The following is a 17555-nucleotide window of genomic DNA, read 5'->3' on the forward strand; positions in this document are numbered from 1 at the left end:
GTGAGTATGCCTGTCCATAAGGACAGTTCTCAACACAACGGTCCACCTGACAAGGCGGCCCCCAGCGGAGGATTACGGATCATCTGGACAAGAATGGGCTGGGGTAAAGTGACGTCCTGGGAAGGAGACGTCAAAGAACGTGAAGTGTGAGACAATCGCCCAATGCGATCTTCGAAAGCCGCTTCGACAGAGGGTGTCGATCTGACGGACGGCTTACATCGGTGGTCCTTCGTGCGGTTGTTCTATTCCCTGTCGTCTTTCTTGGCGTCGATCACGACGTCCTCCGGCATTTCCGGAATAGCATCAGCAGTTGGGCGATTGCAGACCGGGCAGGGCTCACCGGGCGCGCCACATCCGCATGCGCGCGGCCCTCCTTCCCAAGGCCGCTCGGGATGAGCCTCGCAGACCCAACCTGAGTCATAGCAATGTGGGCATCGCATCCGCGGTCCATCCACCGAACAGCATTCCTGTCAGAGTCCGACTGTACCGTTGCGCATCGCCGTATTTTACCCAAGAACCCGCCGCGTCGCTGGATCCCACGGGGGGCCGTTGCGGGGATGGCGTGAAGCTGGATTTGGAGGAGTCTAGGTGTCACGCCAAGACCCGACACCTCATCGAAGCGTCATCTTTTGGTTTCGGCAAGCTCAAGTGTTAAGCAGAAGTATGACTGTGTGGCTGACGTAATTGTCGCTCACGTTGGCACACGCTTTCAAATCGGGAAGTGCGTGGTTGAGCGAGACACCTTAGAGCCAGCGAGTTCGCTTGGGGATCGGCCGTCGCGACCCGGCGGCGTCTTCTATCGACTAGCCTTAGTTGAAGTTCAGCCGTCAAATAGTTTGAGGGAGAGGCTTTCCAAGGAATGTCCGAGTTGGGTCAGAAAATGCCAGTGAGAGCAAATCGGGTCCGCTAAATCCTGAGACCTCGACAGCACGTGTAGACACTTCAGAATGGCCAATGAACGAGATCATTCGCCTACCTCGTCGGAAGTCGTCAGTGGAGTGGCATCTCAAAATTGAAACGGACTGACCGAAATGGAAATCTTGCCGTCCGCAGCTTGTTCTACCTTAAAGTCCACCTCTTTTTGCGCTGTTACATCCTCAACGGTCACATGCAACAACGCCGTACAAGTAACTGCTCGCTTGGCTTTTGAATTTGTGCGTATTGTTTCATCCAACCTGTATGCGGCGCCTTGTCTAGCCTTTTTCAAAGTGGCTAATTTTTCGGCTTCTGTGCTCGTATTACTTACCATCGCCGCGATCGCGCTCGAATTCTTGACCGCGTAGTTGACAAGCGCGTTGTCGCTGTTGTCTGAAACGATCTTAACCACCGTACTGCGCGTATCGAAAGAATCACACTCGGGCGTCGTCCCGCCGCAACCGCTCAGCAAAAGCAAAGCAGGGAGACACCAGAAAACCCACTGTCCTTTCCGAAAATGTTTCATCGGAATCGTCACGAGCACCGTCATCAGTGGCAGGCCCGTAGCTTCCACCAGATTTGCGGCAAGAGCAGTGTTGCCGACTGCCATAGTAGCTACGGTGACAAGCTACGTTTTGCCGCTCTGTAAGGTTCTAAACTCTAGTTGCTGATCTCCGAAGTTAAGGGAGGAGTCGAAAAGACTGGCAACTGAAGCGGTCTTCAAACGGGCGTGGCTTCTCGGGGCGGACTAGGGGGCGGGAGTCCGTACCGGGCAGCGCGCTCTGCAGCCAACTCGCGATAGGCTTTCGCTTGTTCGGCGAGCTGCGCCTTGAGATTTGGATCAGCTTCGTGGGCAGCCAAGCGCTCAAACTGCAATGCGTGTTCTATGTATTCAGTCAGGAGTTTCATAGCGGAGAAACTATATTCTTGGCTGGCCGCCATTTCTTATCTCAGCGTGCCCGTGCCAATGATTGGGGTCCTGCTTTCGGCCTTTCATGATGTTAACCCTTGGGGGTGAACTCCGGTTCTGGACCATCTTGCAGTTCCCGGTGTTTTATTCTCTCAGGGAACTGGGACCATGTTAGGAACTTTTAGAACATTAAAGGCGGTGCTGGGGGCCACTCGATCGCTCTAGTGGCGCTCGCCATTGTCTTGGTGTCGCCGGAAGCAATCTGGGCTGCACGAGCGATCAGCGTCTTCGGGCCAGGACTGATCTTGCACAGTCCTTGAGACCAAAGATCGATAGCCGTCCCCGCAAATCGAGCTGACCCCATCTACCGCTAGGTGATCCTATGTCGAGACGCTGGCCAACCCGATTTCAAGTTCGTAGCCGCTGCCGCCGCCGAGGTTAAGCAGCAGAGTGCTGCTATTGCATCGCTACGAAACTAAGTGGTCGCGCACGCTTTGATTTGCATGGGTGAATACGACTTCCATATGGAACTGATGAACGCCGTCGCCCGATACAGGTTGCTGGCAGAGGTGTTTTCGCAGGACCCTGACCTGCTATCGCAGATAAATCAGCTCGTGGCGGAACTCGAAGAGGACCTACGAAACCTCGAACTTTCCGCTGAGGCACCAAAGCACGACCACGAACACTAACAAGCCGCTCGTCGGCGGCGCCCAGCAAGCTATGGGTAGCAATCAGGCAACTGCTGTCAACCTGCTATCTGCATCCGGGTTTGCGCAAAGCAGACGTTTGCGAATGGCTTCTTCAACGAGCGCCAGTGCTTCCTTGGCCTCTCGCGCTTCAGCTTCGGCAACTTTGGCGCGAAGGTCTGCAGCCGTCAGCTTATCCTTTTGAGCTTCAATGCACGACTGGGCTTGTTCTAGCGCTCTGCACGCACCTTGCAACTTATGTTCGGCGGTGGTGATCAGTTCACGCTGCGCCCGCTCGGCGGCCTCAGCCCGAATTTCAGCGTGCCGCAGCCTTTCTAAGGCGCTCGCGCAAAGCGATTGGGCGCGGGCTTCGGTCTCACGGGCATGCTCCTCCATACTGCGGAAGACGTCGGCCGCTTGATACACCAAGTCGAGGGCTGTTGCTCCCTTGTCTGGTGCCGGCGGCGGGGGAAAGTTCAGGACGGTCTCGTCCCGTCCAACTGACGCACTGGAATTACGCTGCGCCATCAAATTCAAGCCCCGTTGCTAACACACACACCAGCAGCATCATGGAAAGCTACGGTTAACGGATGGTTAAAAAGCCGAATGCCCGGGGCATCGCAACGGCGCGGGGGGACGGTGGCCTTCGCTGCCGGACTTCCAGGAAGTGACCACGCATCGCTGGGTCAGACGCGGTCGCCCCTCGATGCGTACCGAAAGACGCCCGAGCAGGATCGGCAAGGCATTGAAGCTCCCGGTTTCGAGGTCGTACTGGGATACATAGCCGGTCGAACAATCCCACGCGGACTACACGAACTCAGTAGCGACCAAGCCATCAGCGGCGGTGAGAGGGGCGTCGGGGCGTCCAGGTACAGCAAAGGATTGAATTATTACCGCGCCGAATGAAGTCCCGCCGACATGAGAGCGCCGGCGGGTTTTTACTGCAGTGTTCGTGCTTAGACAGCCGTCATCGGCAAACGTTCACTGGCACAGCACGCCATCCCCGACCGGTCCAGACTCGGCGCCACTGCGTGCAGCTGCCGCCCCAGGCAGCATAACTCGAACCTGGGCCCCATCCCCAACCTTGGTTCCAGCCCTGTCCCCATCCTTGATTCCATCCCGAACCTTGATTCCAGCCCCAACCTTGGTTCCAACCCGGGCGGCCCCAGGTGGCAGCACTCGCGAGGCCGAGACCCACGCCAGCTGCTACAGCCGGTCCATGCCATCCCCGGCCGCCCCGGCGCCAAGCGACGCCGCCGCCGCGCCAACCGCCGGCTCTGTGGAAACCAGCTCTGTGAAAACCAGCACTGTGGAGCCCAGCTCTGTGAAAGCCGCCTCCGTGAAAGCCCGCACGCGCGGAGGATGCTGTGGGGGCAAGCGCAATCACGGCCGTTGCCGCCATCGCGATAACAATTTTCCTGGTCATGAGGGAACTCCTGACAGACTCTCGTCCCCCTGGACTCCCTAAACAGCACAACCGATTCTTGTTCCCAACCGGCAGCAAACTCGTCGCCGGCGAGTTCAGGCGATGATGAGAACCGAGCGCGTGGCTTCGGTCCAGTTGCGAACGTACTGGGACATCAGTCGCCGCCGCATGCCCGCACTGGCACACGCTGCATAGCTTTTCCGCGTGGCCAGCCGCGCTCGACGGCATATTTGATGCCGGCGCCGAACTCCGGGCCGCTGGCTTATGGATGCGGCCGTCCTGGTCCTGGACGGGCTCAATGCCGGCGGCGATCTCGACAAGCTTGCGAGCTGCGGCTTCCGGGTTGGCGAAGGGACGTTCGGCGACGAGTTTCATGCGGCAGTCGGGCGGTGGGCATTTCGGGCATGGGCTGACGCTCGACTACTCGGGGAATTTTCGAGTGAAAGTAGCTATTCCGAGATTTGCACTCCCAGAGCCAAGGGCAGTAACGCTCCTGTTAGCGATGGCTGCCCTTGGGCGGAGCTGGTGGCTTATACGTTTGCAGCGCTCCGCAGGGCAGGTATTCAGAAAGTAAAGCGCGCTGACCTGTTTGACGAATAACACTATCGAAGTTTGCGCACACCGCGACGGCGACACTGCGATGTACCCAAATGATAATCCGGGCGAACGGCTCAGGCTGAATGTCGAACGGAACTTCCATGATCATGATGCTTGAAGAAGAGATCGAGCTTCACAGGTTCGCCAGTATCTCGCCAGAACAGTCTTTTGCCCATGCTGCCCGCCACCGCGAGGCGATGGTGGCCGCCGATTAGAGTATAATCATCCGTTGCTATGGCGATGATCTCGCCGGTTTCATCAACGATGACTTTCATGCGCCGCCTCCAATGCAACGCGCCGGTCAGCGCAGCCGCGATGGTACGCAATCTGTCTAACCTTGTGTCGGTCCCCGCGTTCCAACGGTGAAGATCACAGCTTCCGTAAGCCCATCGCGCACCGCCTTTCTGTGCGAGATGTACCCACTCATCGAGCGGTGGCTCGTTCCACTCGTCCGCCTTGGCAAGACAGGCTGACGCGATCTCCCGGCGGACCTGATCCACGACGGCGTCGATACTGCGCCGGACCTGTATGTCGCGCGAGCATCGGGCCGCGATGCCGGATAGATGCGTCAGCGTTATGCCAGCGAGCTGGTCGATCAGGGCATCGACATCGTCCCGGCGCACCAGCTCGCGTCGCTTCTCCATCAACCGCAGTTGCAGCATTCGGTCTTAGCCCTGACGTGACCAGCGTCAACCTCGCTGCGTGGCGATTGCCGTCGGTCGCGCGGGAAGCTGTCACCTTGCCGCTGGATCACGCCTTCCGCTGCGAGCTTGCAGATGTAGGTGGGTGCAATCGAGGTGCAGCGCGAGTGTCGACGCGCTGACGGTCCCAGCCCCCCTTAGCGACAGGCGAGCCATCAAAGGTAACGGTTTCAGGCATCGTGTTTCCGTCCTGTTGCGTCGCGGGCAGGATAGCTCACTTCCGCCTTCTGGCCTCATCGCGTCATTTCGTGGCGATGAGGAAGTTGGTCGCTATCGGCGCATAGCCGACATTGAGTAGGACGCACCTCTTCCTGTAACTGCAACCACGACTTCTTTCGTACCAAATATGCTCAGTATGTGCAGTCGCGCGTACCCCGCTTTTCCTACACGCCCCAGAAGAACCGGACGACCGTGCGGAGCGCGTCGGAAGGTTCACGACGAAGTGCTACGGCCCGCTGAGTAGAGCGTGCCACGTCTCGTCTCCCTTCATGCACGCGAGCTACTGCACGCGCTGCTGCATTCAGCGAAGACGAACCCTCCCAAACGGTCACCCGGGCAGGCCTTCAATCGCAACGATTCGAAATTTGGCGCCGCTCTGTCGGACTTTTGCGGCCGATTGGTTTTCGGGTGACTCGTACCAGCTGCGAACTGCATCCAGGCTTGGGAATTGCAAAATAGCCATACAACATGGCGCGGAGCCTGCTCCCTCCAGAAGGAGATTGTTCTGGCTGCGCGCCAGGTAGCGCCCGCCGTATCTCGGCAAGATTTCCCGCGCGAGCTTTGCGTACTCGTTCTGGATCGATTCGCTTGCGGTGGTCTCAGTTCGCTCAATAATGACAAAGGCCGGATGCTGCTGCTCCGCAATCGACACGGTGCCAAGGCAAGTAAACCCGAGAACAAGCAGAAATCCGATCCACCGCATGGAACTTGCTCCGAACATTTCGAGCGACCCGTTGCTCATCTGTCGGTCTGAGTTGCAATGCGCCAGTAGCATCGCAACTGCGCTAACGAAGTCGTGACCAGGATATCAGGATGACGGCAAGTAATTGCACTGATCGGCAAGGGACTACCCATCGTTCTCGCACGGAGCGCCAATACAAGGCCGTTCCGAACCGACGTGGACCCAAAAAGGGACCCAAATCGATTTTCTCGCGCATTTTTCCGGCTCAGAATCGAGCGTCATAAATGCGCGAACTCATCTGCAATGTAAGGGAGATTCGATGGCGTTTAGATGGGGATGAGCTGCCACGAGGTCCGGAGTGCCTAGGAGTCCGGACCTCGTGACTTCATCCCCCGCCTCATGAGGCCCCCGCCCATGTGACGCGGCCAGGAAAGTGTGATGCGTGTTGGCCGTCGGTCGCGCGGAGATACGCGAAATTATCGGGCGCTGCTATCCGCGTCATTACGGACGTGAACTGCCGTCTCAGTGCCACGCACGCGTGTGCCGAGGCCGGCGCGATGACCACATCTCCCTGAACGTCGGGAACCTGCCTTTCACCGGCGTGTCACTGAACCGCGTTAGCGCTGCCGATGTCATCACGCGATGGCCAAGGGAGTTCAAGACATGTCCGCTGTGCTGCCTGTGCTGGGCGCTGCCCTGTCAATCAAATCGATCCCTGCGCACCGTGACTGGCTCCTCGAACGCCAGCGCGACCTCGAGATCCAGGATTTCTTCCGCGCGGACCTGCTCGACAGCGACTGGCGCGCCACTGCGAGCGAGATCAAGCAGATGCTCGCGGGCCACACCGGCCGGCTCGGCATCCACGGCCCATTCTGGGGCTTCACGATCGACAGCCATGATCCGATGATCCGCCAGGCTGTCACGAAGCGACTTCTCCAGGGCCTCGACGCAGCCGAATTTCTCGGTGCGACGCAGATGGTGATCCATTCGCCGTTCACGACCTGGGATCACAACAATCTCGATCTTTACCCAGAGAGCCGCGGCAACCTGGTCGAGCGGGTGCGCGCAACGCTTGCCGAAGTGATCGCGCGGGCCGAGCAAAGCGGCTGCGAGATCGTGATCGAGAACATCGAGGACAAGGATCCCCGTGATCGCGTGCGCCTTGCGAAAGCGCTCGAGAGCCCGAAAGTGCGCGTCTCGCTCGATACCGGTCACGCCAACTACGCCCATGTTTCCACCGGCGCGCCGCCGGTCGACTACTACGTCGACGCGGCCGGCGACATGCTGACGCATGTGCACCTCCAGGACACCGACGGCTTCGCCGACCGCCATTGGGCGCCGGGTGAGGGCAATATCCGCTGGCCGGCGGTGTTCCGTGCGCTGGGGCGCCTCAATTCCCATCCGCGGCTGATCCTCGAGCTGCGCAATCACGATCACGTCCGCACGGCAGCGGCACATCTCAAGTCGCTCGGTCTCGCTGAATAACCAACACAAATAAGGGCAGGGGTCATCGTCATGAGCAAGCTCACACGTCGACCATCCTGAAATCCGGCACGGCGGCCGCCGGCAGCTCCTGCCGCGGTTCTCGATGGCGCAGGGCGACAACCGTCCCTCGGTCACGATCGCGGTACAGAAGGTCACGAACACAAACGTGCTCGACGTGCTGCGCGAGCAGTCGAACGTTGGGGAGCGCGTATTCTTCTCCTCGATCTGGGAAGGCTGATCTCGAAGAATTTCCGCGGCAATGCGGTCGAGCAACTCGTGCTGATGCTGTCCGACTTCCAGGCGAGCATGCCGTTCTTGATCATGGCGCTCGCGGTGCTCGCCTTCTTCGGCAACTCCCTGACGCTGCTCATGGGCCTGTTCGGCTGGGAGCGCTATGCCCGCATCGCGCGGGGCCTCGCGATATCGGCCCATGCGCAGGGCTATGCGGCCGCCGTCCGCCAGCTCGGCGCGACGCCGAGTCGGATTTACCTCGGGCACATCCTGCCCAACATCGCCTCGACCCTGATCGTCTCCACGACACTGGTCTTCCCCGAGGTGATCCTGATGGAGTCCGGTCTGTCCTTCCTTGAGCTGGGCGTTCAGCCGCCGATGACCAGCCTCGGCAACATGGTCGGCTATGGGCGGGAGTACCTGACCCGGGCGCCTTGGATCATGCTGGCGCCAGCCACAACGATGGTCGTGACCACGCTCGCAGTCTCCATCATCGGCGACTGGCTGCGCGATAAGCTCGATCCGACCCTGCAATAGGGGCACTTGCAGCCCGGATGGAGCGAAGCGGATCCGGACTACGAAAAGCCCGCGTCGGGAGCAGGGGAGGCCTGCACCGGGTCGATCTGGGCGGTTTCGAGGCAAGTTCTCGTTGCGCCCTTCGGTCCCGTGCGCTATCCGGCCGGAAAGGCCTGAGGCGGCTTCAAAATTTCCCGCCAGGCCCACCCAACGAGGACGGAAACCGCCATGCCAGCCTATCGCTCCCGCACCACCACCCACGGCCGCAACATGGCGGGCGCGCGCGGCCTCTGGCGTGCGACGGGCATGAAGGATGCGGATTTCGGCAAGCCGATCATCGCGGTGGTCAACTCCTTCACCCAGTTCGTGCCCGGCCACGTCCACCTCAAGGATCTCGGCCAGCTCGTCGCGCGCGAGATCGAGCAGGCCGGCGGCGTCGCCAAAGAATTCAACACCATCGCGGTCGACGATGGCATCGCCATGGGCCATGACGGCATGCTGTACAGCCTGCCGTCGCGCGAATTGATCGCCGACAGCGTCGAGTACATGGCCAACGCCCATTGCGCCGATGGGCTCGTCTGCATCTCCAATTGCGACAAGATCACGCCTGGCATGCTGATGGCGGCGCTGCGGCTCAACATCCCCGCGGTGTTCGTCTCGGGCGGCCCGATGGAGGCCGGCAAGGTCAAGCTGCACGGCAAGACACACGCGGTCGACCTGATCGACGCGATGGTTGCGGCGGCCGACTCCAAGGTCAGCGATGACGACGTCAAGGTGATCGAGCGCTCGGCCTGCCCGACCTGCGGCTCGTGCTCCGGCATGTTCACCGCCAATTCGATGAACTGTCTCACCGAGGCGCTGGGTCTCGCGCTGCCCGGCAACGGTTCGGTGGTCGCGACCCATGCCGATCGCAAGCGCCTTTTCGTCGAGGCCGGTCACACCATCGTCGACCTCGTCCGCCGCTACTACGAGCAGGACGATGCCAGCGTGCTGCCGCGCAACGTCGCCAACTTCAAGGCGTTCGAGAACGCCATGACGCTGGATATCGCGATGGGCGGCTCGACCAACACCGTGCTGCATCTCCTCGCCGCAGCCCATGAAGGGCAGGTCGAGTTCACCATGCGCGACATCGACCGCCTGTCGCGCCGCGTGCCCGTGCTGTGCAAGGTCGCGCCTTCCGTCGCCGACGTCCATGTCGAGGATGTGCATCGCGCCGGCGGCATCATGGCCATTCTGGGCGAGCTCGACCGCGCCGGCCTGATCGACACCAAGGTCTCTACCGTGCACGCACCGACCATGGCCGACGCGCTGGAGCGCTGGGACGTCAAGCGCTCGAAGAGCGAACAGGTCCGCACCTTCTATCGCGCTTCGCCCGGTGGCATTCCGACGCAAGTGGCCTTCAGCCAGGAGCGCCGCTATGAGGAGCTCGATCTCGACCGCGAGAAGGGCGTGGTGCGCGATCTCGAACACGCCTTCAGCAAGGATGGTGGCCTCGCCGTGCTCTATGGCAACCTTGCGCAAGACGGCTGCATTGTGAAGACGGCGGGCGTCGATGCCTCGATCCTGAAATTCTCGGGCCCGGCCCGCGTGTTCGAAAGCCAGGACGCTGCGGTCGAAGGCATCCTGGGTGGCAAGGTCGTTGCTGGCGAAGTCGTCGTCGTCCGCTATGAGGGTCCGCGCGGCGGCCCCGGCATGCAGGAGATGCTCTATCCGACCAGCTACCTGAAGTCGGTCGGGCTCGGCAAAGCCTGCGCGCTCGTCACCGATGGCCGCTTCTCCGGCGGCTCCTCGGGCCTGTCGATCGGGCATCTGTCGCCGGAAGCCGCCGAGGGCGGCAACATTGGCCTGGTGCGCGACGGCGATCGCATCGCGATCGACATCCCGAACCGCAGCATCCAGCTCGAAGTCTCCGACGAGGAACTGAGCAAGCGCCGCGCGGCGGAGCAGGCGAAGGGCGATGCGGCCTGGCAGCCGCAGAACCGCAAGCGCAACGTCTCGACTGCGCTGCAAGCCTATGCCGCACTGACCACCAGCGCCGCGCGCGGCGCGGTGCGCGAGGTCAAGCGGCGCTCGAACTAAGCTCGCACGTGCGGGCTACGATCCTTGGTCAATGAGTTCTTATCGACCGGCCGCGATTGCGCGGTCCCGTTAAGGATGCCCCAACGAACTTTCATCGATGCGGATTTCGCAGCATATACTGCTGCGTGCCGACCCACCGATCCAAGTCATTTCCCGCGTAACTGGGGCACCAACCACCATGTCTCGTACCATTGCCGTCGTTTTCGCCAGTGCAACCGTCGCCATTGCCATGACGGGCGCGGCGTCCGCCGGCTGCTACAATTGCTACACCCCGCCGCCGTGCACGACCTGCTACCAGCAGCAATACGTGGCGCCGCAATATCGCACCGTCGATGAGACCGTGATGGTCTCGCCTGGCTCCGTCGTTGCGCATCGCACGCCCGCGCAGTACCGCACCGTGATGGTGCCGCAGACCGTGATGGTCGCGCCGGCCGGCGTGCAGTACGAGCGAATCCCGCCGCAATACGCGACGCGCCAGCGCGTCGAGATGGTCTCGCCCGGCTACTCTTATTATGCCCCCGTCGTCTCGCCCTGCGCGTCCTGCGGCGGCTACTGAACCAGAATCAGAGCAGACAAAAAGCGTGGCGCCCCTGGCGCTGCGCTTTCGTTTGAAGCGAACGAGGCCCGGAGTTGGAGACTAGTCCAGCCGGGCCTCGTAATCGGCGACGCCCTGGGCGGCGGCGCCGATGTCGGGAATTGATTGTGTCCGGCCACGTGACGAGGGCCGTTGCAGGCTTCGCAAGCTAAGCGGGCAAGCTGACAGCGACCTTACAGGTGGTTCCGGTGGGCGACGACACCTGCCAGCCGGACCAGTCCAACTTCGCGTTGCCTTTGCGGACTGCCTGCGTTAAGCGACTGAAATTCCTGATTTGGAAGGGTGGCCGAGTGGTTTAAGGCACCGGTCTTGAAAACCGGCGTGCCCGCAAGGGTACCGTGGGTTCGAATCCCACCCCTTCCGCCAATGCAGCTCGGATCCGGAAGCCGAGCGGCCCGAATCAAAGATTCGCGCGATCGGTTTGGCCTCACGCCAGCGGAGGCGATCTCCGCGCTGCATGGTGCTGGCGCAACCGGATGCAGAGATAGTGCTGGACGGAATGCACTGCCTCACGGGGACCATTGCCGATCGCGCCCGCGATCTTCGAGAACGGCATGTACGGGAACGACGAGGCCCGCCGGCGGAACCTGGCGGGCCCCTAATCGTACTAATTTGCGTCGGCCATCGCTTCTGTTGAGGCAGGGCAATTGGAAGTGGCCGGCAGGGGCCGCTGGCCGTTGCACAGGGTCGGCGGCCCCACCTTGAGTTACAAACCTATCGACGGCTGATCAATGCGGGAAAACGTCGCGTGACTGCCGGTTCACGCTGGCGAGCCTTAACATAGGAGAATTGACTTCCGGTATCGCGATGCCGACATTGGTAAGATGCGGCGCGGGGACCGTAGCGATGAAAGACTATCAAGCCCAGCTCGAGAAGCTGCGCAGGGACGCGGCAGAGTGCGCCTTGATCCGCGATCTGGCGACCGACAGAGACAAACGCGACTTGTTTGATCGCCTCGCCGCTCACCTCACAGTTCTTGCGGATCAGGTAGAGATGGCGCTGCTCGAGAGGCGAAAGGCGACTGGCAGTTAGTGGCTCACGCCGGCGCGCGCCTATCGCCTCATACGCGCAGGCGCCCCCTCGGGATCGTTCTCGCCAAGTCGCGTCTGAGCAACTTCCGCGGTTCGGGCCGCCTTGCAGCCTGCCATTCTGGCGCGTCGTGCTCCTTCTGCGGCAGCGCAGCGATGTACTCGCCGGCATCACGCAGCATCACCAGCTTGCGGCCGTTGGCCTCGATCGGATCGTCAAAGCCGCTCCCCAGCCCTGTGCAACCACGTCTATTCTTCCCGGCAGGCTAGAGGGTACCGGGCACAAGATGAGGAAGTCAGCACTTCGCGGACGCTTCGGGGAGCTGTATGTTGACAACTTGACAGTGCCGTCGTGGCACCGACCCCCGCCATGTTTCCGGGGCCTGCGACCACGCGGTTGCAAGGGAGAGAAAAATGCGCCTGTTCTTGGTGGCGTTCTTCGCATTATCAGCTGGGCTAACCCTCGCTCATGCACAAGACAAGACCAAACAGTCTGTGTCGTCGTGTAGCTATACTCTACGCAGCGGGGATTCGTACGACGTGCCCGCCGGCGAGGCTCTTTGCTGGCGCGTGCCTGCGCCTTCCTACAAGGAATACACGCTGCTAACTTGTGGATCGCCGCCGTCGTTGCAGGAGATTGCCCGGGTGAAACCAGGCGATCCTCGCTGCAAGAAATACGAGGAACGGCAATAGATCTTGATGTGAGCCGCGATCTCGACCAGCTTGCGCGCGGCGGCTTCCCGGACAGGCGAAGGGACATAAGGAACTATCTGGGTTGTCGCCGATTAAATCCTTGCCGAACGCGCGCACATGGGAGTGCGTGTCATGCGCCTTCAGACATTCAAGGACGACAGCCGCTCCAGGCACTTCGATTTGATCGGTGGAAAAGGACACCACTGGTCAATTGATCTGGTCACGGCAACGGCTGCGAGCATCCTAACGGTAGGCTTCGCGTGTGCCCTCGTGGCCCTCTGGGTTCGCTAGCGGCACAGCGGAGTTCACTCCAACCGAAACACAAAATCCACCGTGTGTCTCACGAGTGGCGGGCTGATCGTCGCCGTGTCCGGCAGAAGTAGACGGCCGCGCCCTGGTCGACGTCATATGCCTACCGGCAAGATGCGCGCGATGCGCGTGAGCGGCGTCGTGGTCTATTGCGCGGACGACATGCCGCAATCGAAGCGACTTCCCAAGAACCTCACAAAGAGGCTCGCAACGGCCGCGAGCCATTGCGGACGTGGGGAAAGGCTGGCGGGAAACTGACCCCGCTTAGGATCGAATTCGGCCAATCTGGGTTAACGAAAACCGAGGCGAGGCAGCGGTGGGTTATTCTATGCTTGGATTGGCAATTCTGTTCGCGGCAGTCGGGTTGGGTTTTGCCGTTGGTTACGGCACCCGAGAAGTCGTCTCACGCAGACGACACGTCGAATATTTGGCATATGCGCCATATCTCGGGCCTCCACAGCCGAATGTTTCACATACCAGGGATGACGGTCGCTTGGGGCAGCAGCCAACCACGTCGGTCAGGAACATCTTCTCGATATTGGCCGATCGCCTCAGCTTCGCGCTTGCTTTGGATTTTACCTTGGCGCTGCTGCTGATCCTGTTGCTGCCAAGGCCGTTATGACCCTTCCGGACGATCCGAGCGAAAAACTGTCGGCCGTATCCCGTGCGTTTGGGGCGGGTCCCGCGTCGGCCGGCGCCGTTCGCACAGGAAGCACAACCGGTGAAGGCCGTCGACACAAGGAGGCCGCCTCGGAAGGCGGCCTCAATTCGAAAGCGCTGATCTAATTCCGTGTTGAAATGAACTCGCAGCCAAAGCCTCAAGCTGCGACCAGCCCCGGGTGCAACAGTAGATCGGGAATTCAAACGTCTGCCCGGCGAGAGAAGGCTACCAACGTCTGCATACGCCGCTTTAAAATGCAAATCAGATCGAGAAAAGTCGGCAAATTTGAATCTGTTCCTCTGTGCAAAATTGGACATTACAAAATGCCGGACCGCTCTAGGCTCGCTCGGCTTGGCCAGCCAATACCGCCAAGCAAAACTCCAACGGCCCCGGCATTGTAGGTGGTGCTGGGGCCGTTTTTCGGCAGCACGCCAGGAACGCGCTTGCGCGGAGATCATGCTCAAACAACAACCCAAGGTGCGCTGGCGATTCACCCTAATCTCATCGCGCTTTCCACGATTAGGAAATAGAGCGACGCCACGGCGCAAATTGCCGCTCGTCCTAACTCCGTCTGTGCGTTCGAGGCGCAAGGCCGCCGCCATGACCAGCGGCCTTCCCCGGTTTCAAAAATACGAAATGAAAAAGCTCGCCCCCGGAATTGCCTGGTTTCCTAGAGGCCTTCCGGCGAGCGCATATGTGAATCGATTCGAGAGCCAAACCTGTTTTCAATGGGAAACTACGTAGGCAATGGTCGCGAGCAGCACGATCAGCCAAGAGTACCATGCGATGAAAACCCAGCTGTCAGGTTGAAGCTTTCGCATCTCAAAAGTGAGTACCCTCGGCCTGGATATCCTTTGATCTAGATCAAGGTGGCGAGTCGCTTGGCGATGCCGCATGGGGTGAGAAGTGAGCCCGCCATCCTCTATGGCGGGATTTTCTTCGTCTGTTTGGGCGCGATCATCGGGACCCTTTGAGTAAGCTGCGGCTCGGGCCTGCGAAAGAAGTTGCCAGTCCGACGTGGCCTCACGATCAAAGGACCCGACCTTTCGCCTGCGCCGCTTGGGAGGGCGCGGCGCGCGGCTTGATCGGCGTCAGTTCGCCGGATGGAGAGATGATGGCGACCTCCTGACGGCGGCACTTCGGACAGACGAACTTCACCTCATGCGGTCGGCTCGACCAGCTCGCATGCTTGAGGTTGGCCGACATCGGCCAAGCTTCGCATTGCGGACACGAGATCAGAAATCGACCAGGGTCGAGCATACCCATTCCAAAGCTCCAAGAGCCTGCCCGTAAGCTGAAATGTCCCACATATGTAAATAGTTCCGCGGGCGGGCAGGGCGGCGACGCAGGCCTGCCACGTTCCTGATGCGCGTCACATCTTGAATGCGACCCGCGTCGGACCGACGACAACGAGTTTGGCCGAAGCGTCGCTGCTCAGCTTCGCTTCTCTTTCGACCTCAGCCGCATCCCGATCTGCTGACGAATGGTCTTTGCAAGTGGCCGCACCGCCGCGACGGCGAAGCCGCAGAAAAGCATCAGCCAAGTCGCCAGCGCCGCGCACCACAATAGATCTTCCAGAATCTTGGGCATGATTTGCCCCCCAAAATGACTGCCTGAAATGAGAACAGTGTCCCTCAACCTCTGAGCGGCCACAAGGCGTCCTGAAAGTAGCAGCGAAGCGATATCAGTCGCGGAGAAGCCGCTGAGCGCCAGTTTTGCTGGGGAAGCGGGCCCGTTTCCCAAAATTCCCTCGATCGGTGATTGTGAAACGGAGGATCGATTCTCGGGGTAATCGGTTGGATCCGGATGCGCATCCGGGTCATGACATGGGCAGGTTCGCTGACCCTTGTTGGTGTTCTTGTCTCTGCTTGCGTGAATTCTGACCATGCGAGGCCGACAATTCGATCGGGCGCGCCATGGGCTCGCGATCTCAACGAGCCGCCCCCAAGTCGAGAGCCCGCCAACGAAGCGGCGGTGCCGGGAATAAAAGCGGATCTGAATGCTGCGCGAGAGAAAGCACCGCGCTGAGGGGAGACTTCCGTCGACGCCTCCTTTGCCCCGGCAAAGTCTCAGTGCTGAGGGCCACTATCCGATTATCCTTTCCAGGGCGACGAGAGCAGTAAAGACGATCACGACGACTCCAATGAAGGTAATGCCGAGGAAGACGTTGTGCATGGTGCCGCGTTTCCTTATTCGCCGCCGCGGCCAACTGCCGCGTAGGCTATTCGCGCGTCTTTCGGATTCCGACCGCGCGTCTGTCCGCAACGCGGGCACGAGTTGGGTGATCCCCGCAATCAGCTTTAATCAGCTTTCAACGTCAGTGGATTTTGATTTCCTTCAACGGGAGCCGAAGCTCGGCCGCGCGTTCTTCGCGATCCTTCTTGCGAAACTCGATCTCTCGCCGCTCGAATTCACTGAGTTCCCTTCGAGCCGCTTCCAGGATGCGATCACGTGGCGTCGTTCCTGGTTGTGTCCGTTCGGTCATTCCTTACCCCGGTGTTTTGGAAGGGGCACAGCGCCGTAGAATTGCGGATTTATGACGGCAGCGCGAGGACTATCGGTCCAGGCATTCTCACGATCGTGCCAAGAGATAGTGCCAAGCGATCGCGCCAAGCGACCGCGGCAAGACAAGCCTTTGGCGCGTGCGGCTGGGTCCGATCGTTGTGCCGGCAATTTGCCCGACGCGTCAATTGCGGGCGCCGCCGAGGCAACCCTCGCCGGCAACGCCCGCGCTACTGTGCATGGGGTTGTTTTCGATATTTTTGTTTAAGCGTGGTCCGCGCCGGTCCCGCGGCGGTTTTTCAACGCCGATGCTCTGATCGGCGTGTGTCGGGGCGGAAGTTTCACTGCCTGCGGTACACCCGGGGCTGCTGCGCGCCCGGCTGCTGTCCGGTCTGTTGCTGCTGCTGGAAGAGGACGCGCGGGTTCAGATCGCAATAGGTGTTCCACCGGCCCGAAGCGGACGCCAGGCACTGCGCCTTCGTTTCATACGAGCAGTCTCCAGACCAGCCGAGCTGTCCGCCAAAGACGCACCAGGGGTAATCATAGGAGGCGGGAAGGGCGGAGCCTGCGCGAGCGGCTGTTGCCGCGACCAGCAGGGCCAAGATGGCTAACGTCATGCGCATGATCATATCTCCTGTCCTAAGGTCTTTGGCGGCGGGCAAGCCCTCGAGCCATCCCACACGCCGCCTCAACGCGATCAAGCGCGTGGAGGATCAAGCCAAGTGGCTCGCCAGTCCACCCAGGCGCGATTTTTTTCTCGCCATGTGTGAACTGCCTCACATCCGGAATGCCGATCCCCTGCTACAGATCACGCATTGCTTTACTTATCCATTATTTAAAAACGCACCCCCGGCTGTTGCTATGCTGGGGGTGTTTTTGCGTGGAGCCGAGGCGAGGTGCTTCACTTGTCTGCGCAGCGGCCCAGGCTTGGACTGGGCCGCAATCAGAATGAGGCAAATCTCGCTATTGGAATCCGGTCAGGCGGCGTTTTTGTTCAATGCCGGCGGGATGAGCGCGCGGGACTGAAGGAATGCTTCAGCGCCGCGATCAAGCCCGCGGTCGAACGTGTCGACGATCTGGCTTCAATCGCTTCCGCCGCGACGCGGCAATCCGCGGCAACCTTCAGCAGGCCGATCCGCGCGAGGTCGAGGGTGGAGAGCTCCGCCTGCTCCAGACACACACGCTCCAAACGGCGGAATTCCCGCAGCTCTCTGCTCATGCGCTGTCCCCGATGGTTGAGGATAACCCAACCGCGATTCTCCTTAATGCGCGGTAAATCAGGCCGTGCTGGCCCCAGGCTGGTCACCCCCGCCTGTGCTA

The 17555-nt window shown here is 60.6% G+C and carries 15 protein-coding genes, 1 tRNA gene and 2 pseudogenes; 9 read left to right on the top strand and 9 right to left on the bottom strand.

The window, feature by feature from the left end:
• Window positions 1–1006: 1006 nt before the first annotated feature.
• The 4 genes from SO140_RS36960 to SO140_RS36975 all read right to left on the bottom strand — a co-directional run bounded on the left by SO140_RS36960 (window position 1007) and on the right by SO140_RS36975 (window position 6157).
• The gene (locus tag SO140_RS36960) at window positions 1007–1525 is read right to left on the bottom strand and encodes a hypothetical protein (RefSeq protein WP_449382598.1); all 519 of its coding nucleotides are present in this window, start codon (window positions 1523–1525) and stop codon (window positions 1007–1009) included.
• Window positions 1526–2556: 1031 nt separating this feature from the next.
• Window positions 2557–3039 carry a hypothetical protein gene (locus tag SO140_RS36965; RefSeq protein ID WP_449382600.1) on the bottom strand — a complete coding sequence of 161 codons (483 nt, stop codon included), beginning with the start codon at window positions 3037–3039 and terminating at the stop codon, window positions 2557–2559.
• Between the two features lie 1569 nt (window positions 3040–4608).
• Window positions 4609–5196, bottom strand: coding sequence for a hypothetical protein (locus SO140_RS36970; RefSeq protein ID WP_449382597.1), 588 nt, complete (start codon window positions 5194–5196; stop codon window positions 4609–4611).
• 586 nt (window positions 5197–5782) lie between these two features.
• Window positions 5783–6157 (bottom strand): DUF1330 domain-containing protein, encoded by a 375-nt coding sequence (locus tag SO140_RS36975; RefSeq protein ID WP_449382596.1) that lies wholly within the window; start codon window positions 6155–6157, stop codon window positions 5783–5785.
• Window positions 6158–6799: 642 nt separating this feature from the next.
• Between SO140_RS36975 and SO140_RS36980 the strand changes: the two genes are divergently transcribed.
• The 9 genes and pseudogenes from SO140_RS36980 to SO140_RS37020 all read left to right on the top strand — a co-directional run bounded on the left by SO140_RS36980 (window position 6800) and on the right by SO140_RS37020 (window position 13694).
• Window positions 6800–7621: a sugar phosphate isomerase/epimerase family protein gene (locus SO140_RS36980; protein WP_449382595.1), complete on the top strand. Its 822-nt coding sequence runs from the start codon at window positions 6800–6802 to the stop codon at window positions 7619–7621.
• Window positions 7622–7651: 30 nt separating this feature from the next.
• Window positions 7652–7882: pseudogene (locus SO140_RS36985) on the top strand (ABC transporter substrate-binding protein); the annotation flags it as partial.
• Window positions 7859–8389 (top strand): annotated as a pseudogene (locus SO140_RS36990) (ABC transporter permease); the annotation flags it as partial. The pseudogenes SO140_RS36985 and SO140_RS36990, both read left to right, overlap by 24 nt.
• 207 nt (window positions 8390–8596) lie before the next feature.
• Window positions 8597–10447, top strand: a complete 1851-nt coding sequence (ilvD, locus tag SO140_RS36995) for a dihydroxy-acid dehydratase (protein ID WP_449382594.1) — start codon at window positions 8597–8599, stop codon at window positions 10445–10447.
• Between the two features lie 229 nt (window positions 10448–10676).
• Window positions 10677–11003: a hypothetical protein gene (locus tag SO140_RS37000; protein WP_449382599.1), complete on the top strand. Its 327-nt coding sequence runs from the start codon at window positions 10677–10679 to the stop codon at window positions 11001–11003.
• 315 nt (window positions 11004–11318) lie between these two features.
• Window positions 11319–11408: transfer RNA gene (locus tag SO140_RS37005), tRNA-Ser, on the top strand.
• Window positions 11409–11888: 480 nt separating this feature from the next.
• On the top strand, window positions 11889–12074 hold the full coding sequence (locus SO140_RS37010) for a hypothetical protein (protein WP_449382593.1): 186 nt from the start codon (window positions 11889–11891) through the stop codon (window positions 12072–12074).
• A 410-nt stretch (window positions 12075–12484) separates the two neighbouring features.
• Window positions 12485–12763, top strand: a complete 279-nt coding sequence (locus SO140_RS37015) for a hypothetical protein (protein WP_449382592.1) — start codon at window positions 12485–12487, stop codon at window positions 12761–12763.
• Window positions 12764–13388: 625 nt separating this feature from the next.
• Window positions 13389–13694: a hypothetical protein gene (locus SO140_RS37020; RefSeq protein ID WP_449382591.1), complete on the top strand. Its 306-nt coding sequence runs from the start codon at window positions 13389–13391 to the stop codon at window positions 13692–13694.
• Between the two features lie 1068 nt (window positions 13695–14762).
• Here SO140_RS37020 and SO140_RS37025 read toward each other — a convergent pair.
• The 5 genes from SO140_RS37025 to SO140_RS37045 all read right to left on the bottom strand — a co-directional run bounded on the left by SO140_RS37025 (window position 14763) and on the right by SO140_RS37045 (window position 17454).
• Window positions 14763–14999, bottom strand: coding sequence for a hypothetical protein (locus tag SO140_RS37025; protein ID WP_449382590.1), 237 nt, complete (start codon window positions 14997–14999; stop codon window positions 14763–14765).
• A gap of 168 nt (window positions 15000–15167) precedes the next feature.
• Window positions 15168–15620, bottom strand: coding sequence for a hypothetical protein (locus SO140_RS37030; protein ID WP_449382589.1), 453 nt, complete (start codon window positions 15618–15620; stop codon window positions 15168–15170).
• Window positions 15621–16050: 430 nt separating this feature from the next.
• Window positions 16051–16218 carry a hypothetical protein gene (locus SO140_RS37035; protein ID WP_449382588.1) on the bottom strand — a complete coding sequence of 56 codons (168 nt, stop codon included), beginning with the start codon at window positions 16216–16218 and terminating at the stop codon, window positions 16051–16053.
• 358 nt (window positions 16219–16576) lie between these two features.
• Window positions 16577–16864 carry a DUF3551 domain-containing protein gene (locus SO140_RS37040; protein ID WP_449382587.1) on the bottom strand — a complete coding sequence of 96 codons (288 nt, stop codon included), beginning with the start codon at window positions 16862–16864 and terminating at the stop codon, window positions 16577–16579.
• A gap of 365 nt (window positions 16865–17229) precedes the next feature.
• Window positions 17230–17454, bottom strand: a complete 225-nt coding sequence (locus tag SO140_RS37045; protein WP_449382586.1) for a hypothetical protein — start codon at window positions 17452–17454, stop codon at window positions 17230–17232.
• Window positions 17455–17555 lie beyond the last annotated feature (101 nt).

The sequence above is a fragment of the Bradyrhizobium sp. UFLA05-108 genome, assembly GCF_059803455.1.

What these genes read in the sequence shown, in the direction of transcription:
- SO140_RS36970 (WP_449382597.1), bottom strand. Translation starts at nt 5,196, where the DNA reads ATGCTGCAACTGCGGTTGATGGAGAAGCGACGCGAGCTGGTGCGCCGG.
- SO140_RS37035 (WP_449382588.1), bottom strand. Translation starts at nt 16,218, where the DNA reads ATGACCGAACGGACACAACCAGGAACGACGCCACGTGATCGCATCCTG.
- SO140_RS37000 (WP_449382599.1), top strand. Translation starts at nt 10,677, where the DNA reads ATGACGGGCGCGGCGTCCGCCGGCTGCTACAATTGCTACACCCCGCCG.
- SO140_RS36960 (WP_449382598.1), bottom strand. Translation starts at nt 1,525, where the DNA reads ATGGCAGTCGGCAACACTGCTCTTGCCGCAAATCTGGTGGAAGCTACG.
- SO140_RS37015 (WP_449382592.1), top strand. Translation starts at nt 12,485, where the DNA reads ATGCGCCTGTTCTTGGTGGCGTTCTTCGCATTATCAGCTGGGCTAACC.
- SO140_RS37045 (WP_449382586.1), bottom strand. Translation starts at nt 17,454, where the DNA reads ATGAGCAGAGAGCTGCGGGAATTCCGCCGTTTGGAGCGTGTGTGTCTG.
- SO140_RS36965 (WP_449382600.1), bottom strand. Translation starts at nt 3,039, where the DNA reads ATGGCGCAGCGTAATTCCAGTGCGTCAGTTGGACGGGACGAGACCGTC.
- SO140_RS36975 (WP_449382596.1), bottom strand. Translation starts at nt 6,157, where the DNA reads ATGCGGTGGATCGGATTTCTGCTTGTTCTCGGGTTTACTTGCCTTGGC.
- SO140_RS37010 (WP_449382593.1), top strand. Translation starts at nt 11,889, where the DNA reads ATGAAAGACTATCAAGCCCAGCTCGAGAAGCTGCGCAGGGACGCGGCA.
- SO140_RS37030 (WP_449382589.1), bottom strand. Translation starts at nt 15,620, where the DNA reads ATGGTCAGAATTCACGCAAGCAGAGACAAGAACACCAACAAGGGTCAG.
- SO140_RS37040 (WP_449382587.1), bottom strand. Translation starts at nt 16,864, where the DNA reads ATGATCATGCGCATGACGTTAGCCATCTTGGCCCTGCTGGTCGCGGCA.
- SO140_RS36980 (WP_449382595.1), top strand. Translation starts at nt 6,800, where the DNA reads ATGTCCGCTGTGCTGCCTGTGCTGGGCGCTGCCCTGTCAATCAAATCG.
- SO140_RS37025 (WP_449382590.1), bottom strand. Translation starts at nt 14,999, where the DNA reads ATGGGTATGCTCGACCCTGGTCGATTTCTGATCTCGTGTCCGCAATGC.
- ilvD (WP_449382594.1), top strand. Translation starts at nt 8,597, where the DNA reads ATGCCAGCCTATCGCTCCCGCACCACCACCCACGGCCGCAACATGGCG.